The organism is Candidatus Accumulibacter aalborgensis, from assembly GCF_900089955.1.
In the GTDB taxonomy this organism is placed as follows: domain Bacteria; phylum Pseudomonadota; class Gammaproteobacteria; order Burkholderiales; family Rhodocyclaceae; genus Accumulibacter; species Accumulibacter aalborgensis.
On the sequence record NZ_FLQX01000146.1, the window covers coordinates 17,324 to 33,414 of the forward strand.

A 16,091-nucleotide genomic window follows, 5' to 3' on the forward strand; every position below is an offset into this window, starting at 1 on the left:
AGCGGTCACGACTCTGCCGATGCCGCTTGCGCCGCCACGCAGACGCGGTTGCGGCCGCCTGCCTTGGCCGCGTAGAGAGCGAGGTCGGCTTCCCCGATGAGCAAGTCCGGGCCCGTTGCCAGGTCGGGAACGCAAGTCGCCACGCCCAGGCTGAGCGTCACCCAGGGGCCAACATCACTGGTCGCATGCGGCAATTCCAGAGCCTCGACTTTGCCCCGTAGACGGTCCGCCACGGAGTGCGCACACTCAAGGTCTGTGCTCGGCAGGATGACGGCAAATTCCTCGCCGCCGTATCGCGCCGGCAGGTCGGCGGCACGGAAGATCTGCCGCTGCAGGATTCCGGCCACCGCCTTGAGACAACCATCGCCGCCCTGGTGTCCGTAGTGGTCGTTGTAGCGCTTGAACTGGTCCACGTCGGCCATGATCAGCGATAGCGCTTCGCCCCGGCGCCGGCAGCGGCTCCACTCGACCTGCAATCTCTCGTCAAAGCTGCGCCGATTGGCAATTCCGGTCAAGCCATCGCAAGTGGCGAGTTGTTGCAGGGCGAGCTGGGCATTCTTCTGCTCGGTCATGTCGCGCAGAGTTTCGACGACGGCAATCAGTTGGCCGTCGTCGGCGTAGATCGGGCCGGCGTCGACGGCCAGATAGAGGCGGCAACCCAGCCGGGGCATGAGGCACCAGGTCTCGGCCCTGAGTCCGTAGCCGTTCTCGGAGGGTTCGGTATGCTCAGAGTAGAGCGTTGCCAGTTCGGCAATTCGGCCCTGGGCGAGAACGTCAGCCAGACAGAGCCGGGGCTCTGAATAAAAGGCTTGCCAGTGGTTGGTGGTACCGACGACATCGGCCGCCGGCACGCCGGTCAGGCGTTCGCAGGCATGGTTCCAGATGATTACCTGACCACTGGGGTCGAGGACGAAGGTCGGGACGACCAGGTGCTGCATGAGGCTGACGGCGAAAGCACGTTGCCGGGCCCGAACTGCCGATTTCTTGTCGGTCATCAATCTTCTCCTTGGCCCTCGCCGGACGCATGCAGGCAGCCATCGCGCAGGGTCAGGATTCGCCCGACGCGGCCAGCCAGCGCCGGGTCGTGGGTGACGACGACAAAGCTCGTCTGCCGCGAGCGATTGAGCGCCAGCATCAATTCGAACACGCTCTCGGCGGTCTGCCGGTCGAGATTGCCGGTTGGCTCATCAGCGAGCACGCAAGCCGGCTCGGTGACCAGCGCTCGGGCGATCGCCGCCCGCTGGCGCTCGCCTCCCGACAGCTCCGATGGGGTGTGCTGCAGGCGGTGCCCGAGCCCCACCTCGGTGAGCACTGCCGCGGCGCGTGCTTCGGCCTCGGCCTTCGGCAGCCGCCGGATGAAGAGCGGCATGGCGACGTTCTCGAGCGCGGTGAACTCGGACAGCAGATGATGAAACTGGTAGACGAAGCCGAGGTGGCGATTGCGCAGGACACCGCACTCGGCGTCATCGATGGTCTCGAGATCGTGGCCCATCAGCTGGACCTTGCCGCCACTGGCGGTATCGAGACCGCCGAGCAGGTGCAGCAGCGTGCTCTTGCCTGAACCCGACGAGCCGACGATCGCCACGCGCTCGGCGACGCGTACTTCGAGGTCGACGCCGAGCAGGACCGGCACGTCGGAATCGCCCTGGCGAAAGATCTTGCGCAGGCCCTGACAGGCCAGTACCAGTTCACTCATAGCGCAGCGCCGCCGCGGGATTGACCCGTGCCGCTCGCCAACTGGGATAGAGCGTCGCCACCAGCGCCAGCACAAAGGCGACGCCGGTGATCGTCGTCACGTCGCGCCACTGAAGTTCGGAGGGCAGGTTGGAGATGTAATAGACCTCCTTGGCGAGAAACTGCGTGCCGAGCAGGCGCTCGATGAACGGCACGACGACATCGACATTGAGCGCCAGCGCCACGCCGCCGGCGACACCAAGGCCGAGGCCGATGAAGCCGATCAGTGCGCCTTGAACGATGAACACCGCCATGATGCTCATCGGGCTGGCGCCGAGCGTGCGCAGGATGGCGATGTCGGCCTGTTTATCGGTCACCGCCATGACCAGTGTCGAGACGATATTGAACGCTGCGACGGCAATGATCAGCGACAGGATGATGAACATCATGTTCTTCTCGATCTGTACGGCACGAAAGAAGTTGGCATGGCTCTGTGTCCAGTCGCTGATGAAAGCATCGGTGTCGAGTGTGCTGGCCAGCGCGCGCGCCACGCGCGGCGCCAGAAAGAGGTCGTCGAGTTTCAGGCGCACGCCGGAAACCCGGTCATCCATGCGATAAAGGCGCTGCGCATCGCTGAGGTGGATCAGCGCCAGCCCGCTGTCGTACTCGAACATGCCGACCTCGAACAGCCCGACGACGGTGAACGTCTTGAGCCGCGGCACGACACCGGCTGGCGTCACGACGCCCTGGGGCGCGATCAGCGTCACGCGTTCGCCGACCGAGACGCCGAGCGCGCGCGCCAGCTCGGCGCCGAGAATGATGTTGAAGCTGTCGGGGGTCAGCGCGTTGAGCTGGCCGCGTTTCATGTGTGCGCCAAAATCGGCCACCTTGCCTTCCTGGTCCGGCAGAATGCCGCGCACCAGAGCGCCACGCACCGCCTGCCCGTAGGCCAGCATACCCTGCGCCTGGACGAAGGGCGCCGCGCCGGTCACGTGTGGCTGGCCGGCGGCCTGCGTGGCAACACCTTCCCAGCCGGCCATCTCGCCGTTGGCGCCGGTGATCTCCACGTGCGAGACGACAGCAAGAATCCGTCCCCGGAGCTCGGTCTGAAAACCGTTCATTACCGACAGAACGACGATCAGAGCGGCGACGCCGAGCGCGATGCCGAACATCGAAATCAGCGAGATGAACGAAATGAAGTGGTTGTGCTTCTTGGCCCGCGTGTAGCGCAGGCCGATCAGCAACTCGTAAGGGAGGGCCATCAGCGGCGGAAGCTCATCTCAGGGGGCATTTTTGGAGTGCCGTAACGGCAAGGCCATTATGCTACTCTTTTCCGCTGCTCTCCGTGCTGGCAGCCGCCGGCACGGAAACGAATGAAAGACCGCTGTAGTGGGCTTGCGAAGCCCAACACTTTGCCATCACTCGCCGAAGCAGCCCTGATCACGCGTTTCGCAGCCGACGAGTGTGGATCGCAAGAACCCTCTCGGAGGGTTGGTTGTTGGGGTTCGCAAGCTCACCCCAAGCTACGCGCTACCGCAGGCGCCGGCGATCGGTCGAAAGTAGCCCTTTAGGCATGCAGTCTCGCGAACGCATATCTGGATGTGGTTGTGTTTGCGAAACCCCGCCCGCGGGTACAAAGGACGGCCTTCCAGGAATGGCGCACGGATGGTGTCGTAAGGCAGTTCACCGCGCAATTCCCGGTAGGTGTGCAAGTAGTTGATCACCGCGCAGTCCAGAAAGCGGCCCGCCTTGTCCGGCGTCGGCCCCAGGTTCTTGGGCGGGGGAGTGCCGATCTTCTTGAATGTTTCTATCAGCTCTCGGTGACCGTCGGCGACCTGTTGCAGTCCATCGCCATCGAAAAGGTCCAGGCAGTGCTTCAGATCGATGATCGCCCCAAGGACGAATGGATCGGCGATCTTTCCTTCCTGTTGTCGATGGTTGGCCCATTGCAGCGCTCGGCCTGGGTTTCCCTCCCAGAAGTAGATGCCGTGCCCCAGCCAGTCATACTTCTTCTCTGACCACTTGAGATGAGGCTCCTCGCCGCGAAGGAGCCGCTCCGCGGTGCTCTTGTCGCAACCGTGAAAGCCCAGCACGAAACTGGGCTGAAACTCGTACTCCGACCAGATGCCCGGCATTACCGGCGATACGGTTCGGTGAGCTGTCCACAGTCGTCGATGAGCCCCGCCCGGCGGAGAAATTCGGCGGCGCTTTGTTTCGAGTCGCGGATCTCCCGACCAAACGCCTTGATGTCTGCACTGCGTTGGTCCGGCGTCAATCGCCGCACCATCCTTCCGGGGACGGTGGTCACCGGCAGAACGGCGACCGCATCCCCCTGCGCATTATTTTGCGCCAATCGGTGTTTCATGGCTGATGTCCTCCAGCCGCCCGCGAGGTCGTCGTCTGACCGCTACGGGCGTGCAAAAAGCCGCGTGACAGGCGACTTTACTTTGCCGCCAAAGTTATCACAACCAGCTTCCGCGTCAATGATCGACGTTAAAAAGAAGCCTAGCGTCTGCCTCGGCTCCTTGCCGCTCGTCGCTGCCTGTCAACAGAGCCTGACGGGCAGCGATGAGCCTTGGCGGCGACGATCACGCCGCTGGTTTCTGCCTCCGGCGGCTGGCCAGAAGTCCAAGCGCGCCGAGGGCGAGCAGGCTCAGCGAAGCGGGTTCGGGAATGTTGTTGAGCGCGTTGTCGGAACGGAAAGCTGCCGTCCAGCCAAGTGCCCGCAGATCAAAGGCGAGGTACATCGTCGCGTCAAATGCAGCGAGGTCTTCTTCCCAGTAGTTGCCGCCTGGGCCTGGCACGCCTCCCGGCCCCCCTCCTCCGTACGGAAGCTGATTTTCTGTATCGGACGAAAACGCCAAGACGTACAGTTGTACCCCGTTTGGATCAAGACCATCTTCTACAACACCGAAGACGTCACCAATCGAGGTTGTCGGATTATGGGGATCATCGAAAAGCGTCGTATAGTTGCCAAATTGGCTTGGGTCGCCCGCGGTGGTGAGTCTATAAACGAAATCCGGGCCGTTACGGACTTCATCGGCCTCGCTGATCTGCACGTATTCGACAACGTTGCCCCCCGCGTCCCAGACGGTAAAATCGTCCGAGTGGCTGGCTTGCGCGCTGAACGGCAGGGCGCCGAACAGCAGCGCCGTGACGAGCGAAATCCTGGAAACAGGGCTTGAGTTTGGCTTCATGGTGTATTCCTTCACAGACGGCTGTTCGGTAATCAGGGAAAGTAGACGCCGGGGCGCAGAATCGGGACAAACTACCGCACGCCGCCTCGTCGGGGCCGAATTCTCGAACTCGATCGCCCCTGTTCAGCGAGAAAGCAATTTTTATGCCGCGAACCGCTACCAGAAACATTCGTTATATTAATTAGATTGTTGCGATAATGGCACAGTCTCGATGCCTGATCGCGGAGGAGCGAGTGTAAAATTTTTCGACACTTGGCCTGCCCCGTCGACGGTGCTCACGGGGTCTTCGAGGCGGCGCCAGGTCATCGGATGCGGGCTACGCCGGCCCCCTTGGCTTGGCTGAGGTTTGATACCATGACCTGCTTCGCCATTCCCTTTTCAGCGACCGTCCACCGGCCGCCCAGCCCGCCATGCAGCTCACCGTCGTTGTTCCCGAACTGGTCTGGCCTGAACCGGACGACCAGGAAACCTTCGCCGCTCTGGCTTGCCCTGGGCTTGGCACGCTGATCGCGCGCAGTCAGCTCAGCCGGCGGCCGCCGCAGTCGCTCGAGGCGACGCTCTGCGACGCCTTCGGGCTGGCCGACAACGTCGCCTACGCCGCTTTCCGAGTGCTCGGCGAGACCACCCTGGCGGCCGTCTCCGACGCTTGCTGGCTGTGCGCCGACCCGGTGCATCTACGCTTGCACCAGGAGCGCCTGATTCTTGCCGACGGCGGCAGCCTGGGAATCGAAGGCGCCGAGGCCGCGGCGATCGTTGGCCACCTCAATCGGCAGTTCTCCGACGTCGGCACTTTTCACGTCGCTGCTGCCGATCGGTGGTATCTCCAGCTTGCCGGGACGATCGATCTTGGTCACTTCGATGTCCTGCCGCTGTCCACGGTTGCCGGCCGCCGTGTCGGCCGGCAACTGCCGGAGACATCACAGGTCCGCTGGCTGCGCCAGTTGCTCAACGAGGCCCAGATGGTCCTGCACCAGCATCCGGCCAACGAGAGACGCGAAGAAGAAGGCCGACCGACGGTCAACAGCCTGTGGCTGTGGGGCGCAGGCGTTCTTCCGGCAGTCACCGCGAGCCGCTTTGGCGCCATCTGGGCCAACAACCCGCTGGCGCGTGGCCTCGGTCGTGCTTTCGGCGTTCCGGTGCAGCCGCTGCCCGATGATGCCGGCGCGTTGTTGGCACGAGCGCCTGCCGGCAGCCGGCAACTGGTCGTCCTCGACGCGCTGCAGGCGCCGGTGCAGTATGAAGACGCCGCCGCCTGGCGCGCCGGCCTGCTCGACCTCGAAGCGCGCTGGTTCGCACCGCTGCAGAAGGCGCTGGCCGGCGGCAAGGTGCAGCGAGTGCGTCTGGAAGCGTCGACAGCTTACGCCACGCTGGCCTGGGAGAGCGGTCGCAGTGATCAGTGGAGGGCCTGGCGCCGCGCGGAGCCGCTGGCCGCCACCGCCCAGTCACTGGCCAGAGGCGAACCATGACGCGCATCGTCAGCCGCCCGATCGCGCAGCGCGCACAGTGGCAGCTCGAACAACAGGGCTTGCATCCCTTGCTTGCCCGTATCTATGCGGCGCGCGGCATCAGGACGCGCAGCGAACTCGATTACGCGTTGCCGTCGCTGCTGCCGCCGGCCATGCTGACCCACGCTGCCGAGGCCGCCGTCCTGCTCGCCGACGCCATTGCCGCAAAGGCCAGTATCCTGATCGTCGCCGACTACGACTGCGACGGCGCGACGGCCTGCGCGGTCGGCATCCGGGCGCTACGCGCCTTCGGCGCACACGCCGATTATCTGGTACCGAACCGCTTCACCTACGGCTACGGCCTGTCACCCGACATCGTCGACCTGGCCGCGACGGGCAAGCCCGACCTGATCGTCACCGTCGATAACGGCATCGCCAGCGTCGACGGCGTTGCCCGCGCGCGCCAGTTGGGAATCGCGACGCTGATCACCGACCACCACCTGGCCGGCGACGAGTTGCCCGCTGCCGACTGCATCGTCAACCCCAACCTGGCGCACTGCGAGTTCCCCAGCAAGTGCCTGGCCGGCGTCGGCGTCATCTTCTACGTCATGCTCGCGCTGCGCGCCGAGCTGCGCATGCGCCACTGGTTCACCGAGGGTAGCGGGCGCAGCGAGCCGCCGCTGGCGACCTTGCTCGACCTCGTCGCGCTGGGTACCGTCGCCGACGTCGTCAGACTTGACCACAACAACCGTGTGCTCGTCAGTCAAGGCCTGCAGCGCATCCGCCAGGGCCGGCTGACGCCCGGCCTGCGGGCCATCTTCCGCGCTGCCGGACGCAATCCGGCACAGGCCTCGGGCTTCGACCTCGGCTTCATGATCGGCCCGCGCCTGAATGCCGCCGGCCGCCTCGCCGACATGTCGCTGGGCATCGAGTGCCTGATCACCGATGACGAAGGACGCGCGATGAACATCGCGCAACAGCTCGACGCGCTCAATCGCGAACGGCGGGAAATCGAAGCCGGAATGCAGGAACAGGCGCTGAGTCAACTCGCGCAAGCGGCTGCCGCTCTTGACGCCACTCCTGGCACCGCCCTTGGCGCCAACCCCGCGGCCGCCGCCGGCGTGTCGCTCTTCGACGCTGGCTGGCACCAGGGAGTCGTCGGCATCGTCGCGGCACGAATCAAGGAGAAGCTGCACCGCCCCGCCTTTGCCTTCGCCCGCGGTGACAACGGCGAAATCAAGGGCTCGGGTCGTTCGATTGCCGGCCTGCATCTGCGCGATGCACTGGATCTGGTCGGCAAGCGTGCGCCCGGCCTGCTGCTGCGCTTTGGCGGGCACGCGATGGCTGCTGGCGTGACGATCCGGGAGAGCGATTTCGAGTGCTTTCGCGAACTGTTTGCCCAGGTCGCCGACGAGCTGCTGGCGCCGGCCGACCGCACGCGCACGCTCGAAACCGACGGTGCGCTGGAATCGGCGTATTTCTCGATCGCCACCGCGCGACTGCTCGAAGTCGAAGTCTGGGGCCAGGGTTTTCCGGCGCCGATTTTCGCCGACGAGTTCGTCGTCGAGAGCCAGCGCATCCTCAAGGACAAGCACCTCAAGTTGCGGCTGCGCAAGGGGACGCAGCAGCTCGATGCGATCCAGTTCAACTTTCCTCGGGCGCCGAGCGGAACGATACGCGCCGCTTACCGGCTGGCGATCAATGATTTCAATGGGGTGCAAACGCCGCAGTTGATGATCGAACATATCGAGAACGTTGGCGGCTGACCTCTCAGGCGATTTGAGGACTAAACTTGGAAGGTGAACAGATACCTTGACGAAAGCGATGACGGTCGTGGGACCTGAACTGAACGCAGCACCGCAGATGACCTGCGGCGATTCCCCTTTTGCGTTGCTCGATGCGGTGAGCAGTTCGGTATTCGCCCATCGGGGGGGGCAGATTCTGTTTGCCAATACGGCAATGGAACGTTTGAGCGGACGTTCGCGCAGCGAACTGGCGGCCCTTGGCTACCTTGACCTGGCCCATGAAGACGACCAGCCGGACTGGCGCCAGTTTACCGATGCCTGTCTGCGCAACGAGGCGGGGACGAGCAGCCACGAGTTTCGCCTGCTTGCCAAGGACGGGCAGGTCCGGCTCGTCGCAGCCAAGGTCAGCCTTGTCCAGGTCGGCGGACAAGCGACGCTGATCGCCTCCTTCGCCGACCTCACCGAGCGCAAGCACCGGGACGCAGGGCGATGTAGCCTGCAGCGCCTGCTGAGACAGATAGTCGATGGCAGCCCGGTGCCGGCCTTTGTCATCGACGCTGATCACAAGCTGACCCACTGGAACCGTGCCTGTGCCGCGATTACCGGCGTGCCGGCCAGCGACATGCTTGGCACGCGACGGCAGTGGGTCCCTTTCTATCCCGCGGAGCGGCCGGTGATGGCTGATCTGATCGTCAGCGGCGCTGTCGATGACCTTCTCGAACAAAACTATCACGACAAGCGCCTGAAGCGCTCGTCGCTGATCGAGAGCGCTGTCGAAGCCGAGGACTTTTTCCCGCATTTCGGCGATGGCGGCTGCTGGCTTTACTTTACGGCCGCACCGCTGTTCGACGAGGCAGGGCAGATCGCCGGCGCCATCGAGACCCTGCAGGATGTAACCGCGCGGCGCAAGGCGGAAAGCGACTTGCGCACCTACCAGGCGCAACTGGAAACCCTGGTCGAACAGCGCAGCGCACAGCTCGAACACGCTAGCCAGAGGCTCTTGCAGTCGGAAAAACTCGCCTCGCTCGGCCAGCTTGCCGCGGGAGTGGCTCACGAAATCAACAACCCGATCAGTTTCGTCTATTCCAATCTCGGCTCGCTGGGAGCTTACGTCGCCGACCTTCTGGCCATCGTCGAAGCCAACGAGGCCGCCGAGTTGTCGATCAGCACGCCGACGACGACAGCGAAGACAACAGCGCCATGCCAAAAGGTCGATATCGAGTTCCTCAAGGAAGACATCCCGACCTTGATTCACGAATCGCGCGAGGGAATTCTGCGGGTCAAGAGAATCGTCCAGAACCTGAAGGAATTTTCCCATCAGGATAGTGTGCGGGAGTGGCAGTGGGCCGACCTGCACAAGGGCCTCGACTCAACGATCAACATGGTCAACAGCGAGGTCACGCGTACAGCGCACATCGCCAAGGAATACGGAACATTGCCCGAGGTCGAGTGCCTGCCCTGGGAGTTGAACCAGGTGTTCATGAACCTGCTGATCAATGCCGCCCACGCCATGGGCAACGATTACGGAACGATCACCGTTCGCACGGGAACTTGTGGCGACGAGGTCTGGGTTGAAGTTGCCGACACCGGCAGCGGCATTCCGGAAAGTATACGGAGCAGGATTTTCGACCCCTTCTTCACCAGCAAGCCGGTCGGAAAGGGGACCGGCATGGGCTTGTCGATTGCCTACGGGATCATTCAGGCGCACCACGGCCGGATCGAACTGAAAAGCGAAATGGGCCAGGGGACGACGTTTCGCGTCATCCTGCCGATCAAGCACAGCGAGGCGGCCGATGGAACAGAAGCCGCTGTCACCGTGGATCCCGACGGGCAAAGCGGCGCCAGCGGGTGACCTCCGGACAGACGATTACCATCATGCTCAACGCAGACGACGAGTACCGGGAGATTCGCGAGGCCATCCGCGACCTGTGCCGCCAATTCCCGGACGAGTATTTCCGCGCCATCGACGCGCAGCGCGCCTATCCCGAGGCTTTCGTCGCTGCGCTAATCGGCGCCGGCTGGCTGTCGGCGATAGTTCCCGAGGAATACGGCGGCTCCGGCCTGGGGCTGACGGCAGCGAGCGTGATCATGGAGGAGATCAACCGCTGCGGCGGCAATGCCGCCGCCGTACACGGCCAGATGTACAACATGGGCACCTTGATGCGCAACGGCAGCGCTGCGCAGAAGGCGAGGTACCTGCCGGACATCGCTGCCGGCAAGCTGCGTATCCAGTCGATGGCGGTGACCGAGCCGACGACGGGCAGCGACACTACCCGAATCCGGACCACCGCCGTGAAGAGGGACGGACGCTACGTGGTCAACGGCCAGAAGGTCTGGATTTCGCGCATCCAGCATTCAGACCTGATGATCCTGCTGGCGCGCACAACGCCGCTTGCCGAGGTGACGCGAAAATCTGCGGGCATGTCGATCTTCATCGTCGATCTGCATGATGCGCTGGGCAACGGCCTCTCGGTGCGGCCGATCGCCAACATGGTCAATCACGAGACCAACGAACTGTTCTTCGACAATCTCGAGATCCCTGCCGAGAACCTGATCGGCGAGGAGGGGCAGGGCTTCAGGTATCTCCTCGACGGACTGAATGCCGAGCGGACGCTGATCGCCGCCGAGTGCATCGGCGATGGTTACTGGTTCATCGAACGCGCCACGCGCTATGCCAACGAGCGCGTTGTCTTCGACCGGCCGATCGGGCAGAACCAGGGCGTGCAGTTTCCTATCGCCGAAGCCTTTATCGAAGTCGAGGCGGCGAACCTGATGCGTTTCAAGGCCTGCGCGCTGTTCGACGGACAGCAGCCCTGCGGCGCCGAGGCCAACATGGCCAAGTACCTCGCCGCCAAGGCCTCGTGGGAAGCGGCCAACGTTTGCCTGCAGACGCACGGCGGCTTCGGCTTCGCCACCGAATACGACATCGAGCGCAAGTTCCGCGAGACCCGCCTGTATCAGGTGGCGCCGATTTCGACCAACCTGATCTTTTCCTACGTCGCCGAGCATCTGCTCGGGCTGCCGCGGTCGTTCTGAGCAGCCGGCCATGCGTCCACTCGACGGACTGACCGTCATCGCCCTCGAACATGCGATTGCCGCGCCGTTCTGCACCCGGCAACTGGCCGACCTCGGCGCGCGCGTGATCAAGGTCGAGCGCCCGCACAGCGGCGATTTTGCCCGCGCCTACGACGAGCGCGCGCGTGGCCTGGCGTCGCATTTCGTGTGGACCAACCGTTCGAAGGAGAGCCTGACGCTCGACCTGAAACACGGCGAGGCGCAGGCCATCCTGGCCAGGCTGCTCGACCAAGCCGACGTGCTGGTGCAGAACCTGGCGCCCGGCGCCGCGGCGCGTCTCGGCCTGTCCTACGAGTTGCTGTGCGAGCGGCATCCGCGGCTGATCGTCTGCGACATCTCCGGCTACGGGGCGAACGGACCGTATCGCGACAAGAAGGCCTACGACCTCCTGATCCAGAGCGAGTCGGGTTTTCTTTCGATCACCGGTTCGCCCGACGCGCCGGCCAAGGCGGGCTGCTCGATCGCCGACATCGCTGCAGCAATGTACGCCTACAGCAACATTTTGGCCGCGCTGCTGCAGCGCGGCAAGAGCGGGCGCGGCTGCCACGTCGAGGTGTCGATGCTGGAAAGCATGGTCGAGTGGATGAGCTACCCGCTGTACTACGCCTTGGACGGCGCGCCGCCGCCGCCGCGCGCCGGCGCTGCGCACGCAACGATCGCCCCCTATGGCCCATTCACTGCCGGCGACGGCAAGACGGTGATGTTGGGCCTGCAGAACGAGCGCGAATGGGAAGTGTTCTGTGCGCAGGTGCTTGAGCTCCCGGAGGTGGCCAGCGACCCGCGCTTCTCCTCGAACTCACGACGGACAGCAGCGCGTGACGAGCTGCACGCGCTGATCGTCGCCAGCTTCGCACACCTGAGCTCGGAACAGTTGATCGCCAGGCTCGACGCCGCGCAGATCGCCAACGCGCGCATGAACGACATGCACGAGGTCTGGGAACACCCGCAGTTGCGGGCACGCGGACGATGGACCGAAGTGGCGACACCGGCCGGCCCGATTCCGGCCTTGCTGCCTCCCGGCCAAGTCGATTCTTTCACGCCGCGCATGGATGCGGTGCCGGCGTTGGGGCAGCACACCGACGCCATTCTCGGCGAACTGGGCTGGGACGAAGCGGCCATCAGCCTTCTGCGTCAGGCAGGCGCCGTCTGACCGGGCGCCACCATGCTATGATCCGCGGCGTTTTGGCCTAGCCATTCGGTCGGCCTAGGCAGCAAGGAAATGGTAGCTTATGGTCATCTTGGGGATTCACACCGGGCACGACGCGGGCGCCTGCCTGTTTGCCGACGACACGCTGCTCGCCTTCTGCAAGGAAGAGCGCCTGAACCGGGTCAAGAACGATGGCGGTTTCTTCCAACTGCAATCGGTTGACGAAGTCCTGCGCATCGCCGGCATCGACCGCCAACAGGTCGATGCCGTGGCCTTTACGCGCATGAAGTTTCCGGTGTCGTGTTTCCGAATCGCTGCCGTGCCGCTGAAGGACGTGCGCCGCAAGTTGCTCGGTCAGCAGCGTGATCGCTCGCTGGCCAGCCTGATGATCCGCCGGAAGAACCTCGATGCCGCTGCCTTTCTGGATTTTGCCCGGCTGCGCAAGCACATGGGTCTGCGCACAGATGTCGCGCTACACTTCTGCAACCACCACCGCGCACATGTGCTGTCATCGCTGCGTTACTGCGACTGGACCGATGACGTCCTTTTGGTAAGCTGTGACGGCGGCGGCGACGCCGCGCACTACTCGGCGTACCGCTATGCCGACCAGCAGTTGCACGAAATCTGGGGTGGCGAGGAGACGATGCTCGGCCAGCCACAGAATGGCGGCGCTTCGATCGGACTGGCCTATGCCTTCGCCACTGCCGCCTGCGGCTTCAGGCCCAATCGCCATGAAGGCAAACTGACCGGTCTGGCGGCTTTTGGCCAGCCGACAGTGGCCAGCCAGATCGTCGCCTTGTTCCCGGTCGACGAGAAGGGTCATATCGATAACCAGCTGGCCGGCAGCAGGGCGCTGCACGAAGCGCTGGCGAACTTGTTCAGAGGTCTGTCGCGCGAGGATATCGCCGCCTCGATCCAGATGGCCACCGAGGAGGTGATCGTCAACTGGCTGCAGGCCTTGCTGAAAAAGTACCCGGCCAGGCACATCGCAATGAGCGGCGGGGTTTTCTCCAACGTTCGCCTGAACCAGTTGGTCGCCGCACTGCCGGGAATTGCCGAGGTATTCGTTTTCCCGGCGATGGGCGACGAGGGTTTGCCGGTCGGCGCCTGCATCGACTACTGGATCGCCAGCCAGGGCCTCGCGCGCTTGACCCGCGATCGCCTCACCCACCTCTACTACGGCTGGCCCTACACCGGCGAGGATCTGCTCGCGGCCGGAGAGCGACTCGGTTTTCGTGTCGAGCGTAGCGCGGATCATGTCGACAAGACCGCCCAACTGCTGGCTGAAAACTGGGTCGGTGCCATCTTCCACGGGGCCATGGAAATGGGGCCGCGTGCCCTCGGCGCGCGCAGCATTCTGGCCAGCCCGGCGCAGCGCGAGGTCAACGACAGTATCAACAAGCGCTTGCAACGCACCGAGTTCATGCCCTTTGCGCCCTTCGTCCTGGACGTGGACGCCGAGCGCCTGTACGACGTCGATGCACGCAATCGCTATGCCTGCCGCTTCATGACCATCACCACCAGGGTCAAGCCCGAGTGGGCGAGCAGAATCCCGGCCGTGGTCCATGTCGATGGCACGGCGCGCCCACAGATCATCGAGCGAGCGGTCAACCCGCTCTACTACGACATTCTCGCTGCCTTCAAGCGCATCACCGGCTTGCCGACGCTGGTCAACACCAGCTTCAACGCGCACGAGGAACCGATCGTCAACACCCCGGCAGAGGCCTTGCAGGCGCTGGCCGATAACCGCATCGACTTCCTGGTCTGTGAGGGCGGGATGGTCTTCCCGGCTGGCACGCCGGTACTCGGCTCACTGTCCGCCTGACAAGACGCCGAGCAAGCGGTAGCCCACCCCCGTTTCGGTGAGAACGTGCTTCGGCCCGCTGGGATCGTCCTCGATCTTCTTGCGCAGCAGTCTAAAGTGGACCGGATCGGTAGAGGACCGGGCGTGCCAGTATCTGCAGGGGCTGTTCCAGAGTTCGCGCCGGAACGTGGAATGTATGGCGGAAGCGGTGGCCAACAGCGATTACCAATCGCTGCATCACATGCTGAGCGAGTCAAACCGGGATCGGCGCGGCGTGCGTCGGCAACCGGTCGTCGATGCCAACGCCCATTGCGGCTACCCCAGCGCGCAGTTGCTCGACGAGAGCGCGTTTGAGAAGAAGGGAGAGATGTCCGCTGGCGTGGCGAGGCAGTGGAACGGTCGCCTGGGGAAGGTCGATAATTGTCAGGTGGGCCTTTTTGCCGCAGTGACTCGGGATGGCCTGGCCAGCGTGGTGGATGCCGAGTTGTAGCTGCCGGAGAAATGGGCCAACGATCAGTTTCGTCGCGAGGGCGTCGGGGTACGTTTGCCGTTCCGTGACGGCGAGAAGGGCGAGGTCATGGCCGGCTATCTGACCCAGCGGACATGGGTCTGGGAGGGCCAGGCGCCGTCGGCCAGCCGCTGGCACCGGACGCCGTTCGCTTCGTTGGCGCTCCTGAATCGCTCGCTTCCCTCAATGCGTCATACAGCCTGGGTTCATGTGCTTTGCTCCCTGGCAACGCAGGGCGCGCTCATTCCAGAGGCTCTTCATATAGGCGACCAGGTCTTCGGCATCGCTGGGGCTCAAGCGCCCCTCGAAAGCCACCATCCGGCTGTTCGGTACCGGACTCCCCTTGAGGATGGTGTTCTGCAACTGCTGATCGCTGTGATGCCAGGCGTGTGCACTGTCGTCGAGCGCGGGCGCAAGGCCCTGCAGGCTCTTGCCGAATTGTGGCGCTTCACCTATTCCAGCGGCGCCATGGCAGGTCTGGCAATTGCCTGCGAACAGCTTTTCGCCACGCTTCTCCGCCGCGCTTTCCGGTCCGCGTGGCCGGCTGATCGCCTGCCAGCTGCGGCCGTCGTCTGCGCTGACGAAGAGCTTGCCGATATGGGTAGCGGCAAACAGTTGATTACCGTTTCGAGCCATGACCAAGATCGCCTGTCCGCCGAAGGTGTTGGCCAGCGGCGTCCATGCCAATTCGGGCTCGTGTGCTTTGAGAAAGCCTTGCCCGAACTGAAAACTGTAGAGGGTTCCGTCAGGCTCGGCGCTAACCATGGTCACCGGAATACGCAACATCGACGCCGGTCGCCAGGAAGCACCATCGTCAGACGAAAAGCGCAAGCCCCCCTCGGTGCCCGCATACAGACCGCCTGGCGACGCCGAGATGTTCATCAGCTTGTCAGGTGCATCGCCGCTGCGCGTCCACGTGCGACCGCTGTCGCTGCTGCGGTAGACACCGTCGGCGACAGCGTACAAGCGTTTCCCGTCGATCGGACTGACCGTCAGCAGGGTGAAGCTTTCGGGCCCAGCCTGACTCTGTCGTTGCCAATGGTTGCCACCGTCATTTGATCGAAGCAGTCCTCCCGACTGGCCACTTCCGTACAGCATGTTCGCGTCGGACGGGTCGATAGCGAGGGCGAGGAAACCGCCATCGCGCTTGGCGCGCAAGGTCAGCCGACCATCCGGCTGCACGAGGTAGAGGCCCTCCCTGGTTGCAGCCAGCACGCCATCGCTACCGTTGGATGGCGCGAGTGCGAAGATCCGACCCAAGTCCGGGGCAGCGACGGCTGCGGGCGGGACGACAAACAGCAAGGCAGTAAGGCAGCGCACGACGGACAAGGCAAATGTCTTCATGGAGCGTCCAATCCTTCGATCGTTGAAAGTGATAACAGCCACGCGAGGCACGGCGAGCTCAAAACGACTTGCGGCAGAGCGGGAAACGCCTGTAGTCCACGATGATGCGCATGTCACCCCGTCTGAAAGCTGACATGGGAATTACATTTTTG

General features: G+C 63.8%; 15 protein-coding genes. 7 read left to right on the plus strand and 8 right to left on the minus strand.

Features of this window, described 5'->3' with window-relative positions; genetic code table 11:
* Positions 1–5: 5 nt before the first annotated feature.
* From ACCAA_RS17915 to ACCAA_RS17940, 6 genes are all read right to left on the minus strand, one after another.
* Positions 6–995 (minus strand): sensor domain-containing diguanylate cyclase, encoded by a 990-nt coding sequence (locus ACCAA_RS17915; RefSeq protein ID WP_186408620.1) that lies wholly within the window; start codon positions 993–995, stop codon positions 6–8.
* Positions 995–1,696, minus strand: a complete 702-nt coding sequence (lolD, locus tag ACCAA_RS17920; protein WP_186408621.1) for a lipoprotein-releasing ABC transporter ATP-binding protein LolD — start codon at positions 1,694–1,696, stop codon at positions 995–997. The genes ACCAA_RS17915 and lolD overlap by 1 nt, the downstream gene beginning before the upstream one ends.
* Positions 1,689–2,936, minus strand: coding sequence for a lipoprotein-releasing ABC transporter permease subunit (locus tag ACCAA_RS17925; RefSeq protein ID WP_186408622.1), 1,248 nt, complete (start codon positions 2,934–2,936; stop codon positions 1,689–1,691). Before ACCAA_RS17925 ends, lolD begins: the two co-directional genes overlap by 8 nt.
* A 261-nt stretch (positions 2,937–3,197) precedes the next feature.
* Complete coding sequence (locus ACCAA_RS17930) at positions 3,198–3,809, minus strand: hypothetical protein (protein ID WP_186408623.1); 612 nt, start codon at positions 3,807–3,809, stop codon at positions 3,198–3,200.
* On the minus strand, positions 3,809–4,039 hold the full coding sequence (locus ACCAA_RS17935) for a hypothetical protein (protein WP_186408624.1): 231 nt from the start codon (positions 4,037–4,039) through the stop codon (positions 3,809–3,811). The genes ACCAA_RS17930 and ACCAA_RS17935 overlap by 1 nt, the downstream gene beginning before the upstream one ends.
* Before the next feature lie 223 nt (positions 4,040–4,262).
* The gene (locus ACCAA_RS17940; protein ID WP_186408625.1) at positions 4,263–4,871 is read right to left on the minus strand and encodes a PEP-CTERM sorting domain-containing protein; all 609 of its coding nucleotides are present in this window, start codon (positions 4,869–4,871) and stop codon (positions 4,263–4,265) included.
* Positions 4,872–5,281: 410 nt separating this feature from the next.
* Between ACCAA_RS17940 and ACCAA_RS17945 the strand changes: the two genes are divergently transcribed.
* The 6 genes from ACCAA_RS17945 (at position 5,282) to ACCAA_RS17970 (ending at position 14,108) form a co-directional block, all read left to right on the plus strand.
* Positions 5,282–6,337 carry a hypothetical protein gene (locus ACCAA_RS17945; RefSeq protein ID WP_186408626.1) on the plus strand — a complete coding sequence of 352 codons (1,056 nt, stop codon included), beginning with the start codon at positions 5,282–5,284 and terminating at the stop codon, positions 6,335–6,337.
* Positions 6,334–8,082, plus strand: a complete 1,749-nt coding sequence (gene recJ, locus ACCAA_RS17950; RefSeq protein ID WP_186408627.1) for a single-stranded-DNA-specific exonuclease RecJ — start codon at positions 6,334–6,336, stop codon at positions 8,080–8,082. The genes ACCAA_RS17945 and recJ overlap by 4 nt, the downstream gene beginning before the upstream one ends.
* A 58-nt stretch (positions 8,083–8,140) precedes the next feature.
* Positions 8,141–9,913 (plus strand): ATP-binding protein, encoded by a 1,773-nt coding sequence (locus ACCAA_RS17955; RefSeq protein WP_186408628.1) that lies wholly within the window; start codon positions 8,141–8,143, stop codon positions 9,911–9,913.
* A 23-nt stretch (positions 9,914–9,936) separates the two neighbouring features.
* Positions 9,937–11,097 (plus strand): acyl-CoA dehydrogenase family protein, encoded by a 1,161-nt coding sequence (locus ACCAA_RS17960; protein WP_186408629.1) that lies wholly within the window; start codon positions 9,937–9,939, stop codon positions 11,095–11,097.
* Between the two features lie 10 nt (positions 11,098–11,107).
* Positions 11,108–12,286 (plus strand): CaiB/BaiF CoA transferase family protein, encoded by a 1,179-nt coding sequence (locus ACCAA_RS17965; protein WP_186408630.1) that lies wholly within the window; start codon positions 11,108–11,110, stop codon positions 12,284–12,286.
* A gap of 79 nt (positions 12,287–12,365) precedes the next feature.
* Positions 12,366–14,108, plus strand: coding sequence for a carbamoyltransferase C-terminal domain-containing protein (locus ACCAA_RS17970; RefSeq protein WP_186408631.1), 1,743 nt, complete (start codon positions 12,366–12,368; stop codon positions 14,106–14,108).
* Here ACCAA_RS17970 and ACCAA_RS22780 read toward each other — a convergent pair.
* Positions 14,094–14,198, minus strand: coding sequence for a hypothetical protein (locus ACCAA_RS22780; RefSeq protein ID WP_425394500.1), 105 nt, complete (start codon positions 14,196–14,198; stop codon positions 14,094–14,096). The genes ACCAA_RS17970 and ACCAA_RS22780 overlap by 15 nt on opposite strands.
* On the opposite strand from ACCAA_RS22780, the gene ACCAA_RS17975 reads away from it, so the two are divergent.
* On the plus strand, positions 14,188–14,577 hold the full coding sequence (locus ACCAA_RS17975) for a transposase (RefSeq protein WP_186408632.1): 390 nt from the start codon (positions 14,188–14,190) through the stop codon (positions 14,575–14,577). The two genes, ACCAA_RS22780 and ACCAA_RS17975, sit on opposite strands and share 11 nt — an antisense overlap.
* 201 nt (positions 14,578–14,778) lie before the next feature.
* Here ACCAA_RS17975 and ACCAA_RS17980 read toward each other — a convergent pair whose 3' ends face one another.
* A complete protein-coding gene (locus ACCAA_RS17980) occupies positions 14,779–15,939 on the minus strand; it encodes a c-type cytochrome (protein ID WP_186408633.1) in 1,161 nt (386 codons plus the stop codon).
* Between the last annotated feature and the right edge of the window lie 152 nt (positions 15,940–16,091).

Excerpts from the sequence above, each read along its gene's own strand:
- ACCAA_RS17915 (WP_186408620.1), bottom strand. The coding sequence starts at position 995 with ATGACCGACAAGAAATCGGCAGTTCGGGCCCGGCAACGTGCTTTCGCC.
- lolD (WP_186408621.1), bottom strand. The coding sequence starts at position 1,696 with ATGAGTGAACTGGTACTGGCCTGTCAGGGCCTGCGCAAGATCTTTCGC.
- ACCAA_RS17925 (WP_186408622.1), bottom strand. The coding sequence starts at position 2,936 with ATGGCCCTCCCTTACGAGTTGCTGATCGGCCTGCGCTACACGCGGGCC.
- ACCAA_RS17930 (WP_186408623.1), bottom strand. The coding sequence starts at position 3,809 with ATGCCGGGCATCTGGTCGGAGTACGAGTTTCAGCCCAGTTTCGTGCTG.
- ACCAA_RS17935 (WP_186408624.1), bottom strand. The coding sequence starts at position 4,039 with ATGAAACACCGATTGGCGCAAAATAATGCGCAGGGGGATGCGGTCGCC.
- ACCAA_RS17940 (WP_186408625.1), bottom strand. The coding sequence starts at position 4,871 with ATGAAGCCAAACTCAAGCCCTGTTTCCAGGATTTCGCTCGTCACGGCG.
- ACCAA_RS17945 (WP_186408626.1), top strand. The coding sequence starts at position 5,282 with ATGCAGCTCACCGTCGTTGTTCCCGAACTGGTCTGGCCTGAACCGGAC.
- recJ (WP_186408627.1), top strand. The coding sequence starts at position 6,334 with ATGACGCGCATCGTCAGCCGCCCGATCGCGCAGCGCGCACAGTGGCAG.
- ACCAA_RS17955 (WP_186408628.1), top strand. The coding sequence starts at position 8,141 with ATGACGGTCGTGGGACCTGAACTGAACGCAGCACCGCAGATGACCTGC.
- ACCAA_RS17960 (WP_186408629.1), top strand. The coding sequence starts at position 9,937 with ATGCTCAACGCAGACGACGAGTACCGGGAGATTCGCGAGGCCATCCGC.
- ACCAA_RS17965 (WP_186408630.1), top strand. The coding sequence starts at position 11,108 with ATGCGTCCACTCGACGGACTGACCGTCATCGCCCTCGAACATGCGATT.
- ACCAA_RS17970 (WP_186408631.1), top strand. The coding sequence starts at position 12,366 with ATGGTCATCTTGGGGATTCACACCGGGCACGACGCGGGCGCCTGCCTG.
- ACCAA_RS17980 (WP_186408633.1), bottom strand. The coding sequence starts at position 15,939 with ATGAAGACATTTGCCTTGTCCGTCGTGCGCTGCCTTACTGCCTTGCTG.